Source organism: Nocardia sp. NPDC004573 (assembly GCF_053602135.1).
The window spans coordinates 1-3321 of record NZ_JBSGDA010000059.1 but is presented as its reverse complement, the minus strand read 5'-3'; the positions used below and the strand labels follow the sequence as shown (position 1 = coordinate 3321).

The following is a 3321-nucleotide window of genomic DNA, read 5'->3' as shown; positions in this document are numbered from 1 at the left end:
GACGAACAGGACGCCGCGATCGGCGCCTACATCCGCTGGTACAACCAGCACGCCCGACCCAAACGCGACTTCGCCGTCAACTCCAAGATCCGGCACCCTGATTACCTACCGAAGGTTGCTTGACGAGGCACTAGGGCCGGCCCCGACCGAGATGCTCCGCGTTCACAGAACCGGCGCGAGGCGCCCGCAGACGCCGGATCGGCACAACTGGGTGCGGGCCCTTAAGGCCGGGGAGCACGACCGGCATCCGCGGAGGGCTTCAGCGAGGTCGGTGCGATCGAATTAGTCGCGATTCCCCCCATCACAATCTTCACTGGAGCAGCTTGAATGCGGGATTCGCAGAACGCCGGGAGATGCCGAATATCAAGCTGTCCCAATGCGTGTAGTCGCTGACAGAGGCGAGTTGCGATCGATCCTCGAGGGGGCCGTCGACAGCCCCGGCAAGGAGCACGACAGTTATGCGACGGTCGAATTTACTCATGGTGTCATCGCCGCGCAACGGGTGAGCATGTGGGTCGAGGACGGCACCGTGATCCTCGGCTCCTGGGTCGGTGAACTCAAACCCCAGTACAGTCACTTCTATTCGAATCCGGCTGCGGTCGACGGCTTGCTCGCCTTGGCCAACCGCGGCTGGCAGGTGCGTGCCAACCTGCACCTCGCCTACTTCCGCTGTCCGCCCCATAAACGCTGGTATCCCGCGATGCGCCTCAGCGCACACGACTACGCCCACCGCTGGATGCGGGATCTGAGTTCAGCAGGCCGCAAACCTCGGGATGTGGTCGCCGACCCGGCGTTCGGGGATTGGCTCGTCGACGGTGGCTTCGTCGCAGCCGATGAACTGACCGGCTTGCAGGACTGGCTGGACGGACACTCCCGTCGCGATGTCGATGTCCGCCCGAGCATCGCGGTCGAGTGGCATTGCGATGAGCCGCGTCCCTCGGTGCCCGCTCTGCGCGCGGCGATCGATGAATTCCTCATGGCGCTACGGGAACGATCGTTACCGTGATCTAGCTTGCTGTCGGCGGGCGGCCGTGCGCGTCCAGACACGACGGCTCGCCTTGACCGCGCGATCAACTCGGATCGAGAGTCTCGGGGCCGGAAGAGGTAATCGACTGTGCACCACTTCGACCCGACGAACACCCCAGTCGGCCGCTCAAGTCAGAGGCAGCACCTGTCGTCGGTGAAGCACGTGTGCGTAGTGGTCGACTCCCCCTCCGGACACCAGTGCTAACCCCACAGGGGGCGGCACCACCGATTGCGAGTTGCTGTTGGTGCTGGTAGCACACTTCTAAGGCCAAGGCTCGGTACAACCGGGCCTTATCGGCCGGATCTCCCGCAGCGTGGGGTTCGCTTACCCCCGGACTCGCGCAAACCCCTCTGGTGTCACTCATAGGACTCGTGCATAACTGCTGTGTGGCGTGGTCTAGGCTGCTGTCCGCTCGACGGATCTTTTCCACCACCTACCGACACCGAAAGGCGCACATAGTGGTTCGTGGAAGACTTTTCGCTTCGATACTCGCGTTGACCGCCGCTGTACTGGTCAATGTGGCCGGGCCGGCCAGCGCAACGACCAGCATATGGATCGGGAGAGCGTTCCCAGACGCACACGGCGACTACAGCTGGTGGGTCGTCGCCGAGATCACCTACGTCTGCGAACCCGGCCAGGCCAACGCCCTGTGGGTCAAGGTCGAGTCCGAACGGTTCAAAAGCCCGGAAGGCCAACCCGTCCGTATGAAAGACGAGGCCCTGGATCGGGTGACCTGTGACGGCGAATCTCGGCAGACGAAGGTCAGGGTGCCATTGGGCTACGACTACGGCGAGGGCCCGAATCGCGCAGATGCTCACGACGGCGACGGCATTGAACTCATGACGTATTACTACGATGACCGTGCGGTCGAGATCACCGCCGCGTTCGCCTACCTGCCGCCTGACGCCGAGGACATGAGCCAGGTCGAGATCCATAAGGACACCACCGAGAACCGGACCCTGACTCTGACTCAGGAATAGTCCTCGGCCCGCAGCGGTCCGCACCGGACCGCTGCGTGGCGGCGACACCGCGACCGCCGGCGCCCATGTTCACCTCCAGCACCCCCCGCCGTGTCACAGGTGCCCTGGGGGATCGCAATCTGGCGGTCAAAAAGTGGGCGCCCGTGGTCCAACGCCTCAACCCACGCATCACCACCGACCCCTACTGGCCCACCCTCGCCGCCAAACTCGAGACCGCACACGAAAGCGGAATCGACGTCGTGGGCCTGCTCACCGACGCCGCGCACCAACATCCCCTCCCCGACGAGATGCCCGCCGCCGCGCTGTGGTCACGCGTGCAACTCCAAACACCCACCTCCGACAATGGCGCCACGAACTCACTGACCTCAGGGCTGACAGGGCAGGCGGAGAGCAACCCCCTGATGCTGCTGACCGACGAGGAACTCGATCAGCACATCAGCGAACTCCACCAGCAACTTGCGCTCGTCGACACGGATGCGTTCATCTTCAGCCCTGCCACGTACCGGCACGAAGAGCCCGATCCCGAAGACACCGCCCGCCGCCACCGCGCCGCGCAGGAGGCGATCCGCAACGCCCAACACGCCGACCACCAGCTCGAGGCGGCGGTCGAAGCCGCTGGCACCGCAGCGACCGAAATACACAACGCCCGAGATGAACTCGCCGCGACTCCCCGCTACCGCCGCGGCCACCGCCGCCAGCTACAAGCCCGCATCGACACACTGATCGTCGAACGCAACATTCGCGACCGGCACCACAACTCCGCCCGCACCAACGCCGCAACGCTCACCGTGAGGCAGTCCTCCTCGCCGGGCCAGAAGACGACTGGCACCACCAACTCACCAGGCACCCACAACCACCGCCGAATGAACAACTTCCCGAAAGCCAGGCCGAGGCCACCGTCGATGAAGAAGCCAGCCAGCGCACCACCTACTTCCGCCAGCAACTGGACGAATACCACGCCGAACAGCACCGCCGCAGCACACTGGAGCTGGTAGCGGCGGGGTGGGCGCCTACGTGGTCCAGGTGTTCGACGAGCTGATCAGCAACGCCTGCCGCCACGGCGCCGCGCCCCGGCGATGCCGGGTGTCGCTGCACCCGCAGCGGGCGCGTGTCTGCTGGGTTGCGGGTATGCCCGGCTGCGAGCATGAACGCCGATGTCGGGTGCGAAGAGGAAATCAGCCCGCCGCCGCGCCAGGCGATCCGGCGGTGACATGTCTTGGGTCTCACCGCGCGGTGAGGCGGGGTGGATCGCGGCGATGCGCACGCATATCTGGCATCGCCGATACCCGCCGTCCTCGGTGCTGCAGGCGCTGG

General features: G+C 65.2%; 3 protein-coding genes. All 3 read left to right on the top strand.

Annotated elements, in window-relative coordinates; all coding sequences use genetic code 11:
- Positions 1 to 376 precede the first annotated feature (376 nt).
- The 3 genes from ACWEKR_RS35465 (at position 377) to ACWEKR_RS35455 (ending at position 3002) form a co-directional block, all read left to right on the top strand.
- Complete coding sequence (locus ACWEKR_RS35465; protein WP_452358225.1) at positions 377 to 1006, top strand: hypothetical protein; 630 nt, start codon at positions 377 to 379, stop codon at positions 1004 to 1006.
- A gap of 515 nt (positions 1007 to 1521) precedes the next feature.
- Positions 1522 to 2007, top strand: a complete 486-nt coding sequence (locus tag ACWEKR_RS35460) for a hypothetical protein (RefSeq protein WP_195092490.1) — start codon at positions 1522 to 1524, stop codon at positions 2005 to 2007.
- 65 nt (positions 2008 to 2072) lie between these two features.
- Complete coding sequence (locus ACWEKR_RS35455) at positions 2073 to 3002, top strand: hypothetical protein (RefSeq protein ID WP_452358224.1); 930 nt, start codon at positions 2073 to 2075, stop codon at positions 3000 to 3002.
- Positions 3003 to 3321: the final 319 nt, after the last annotated feature.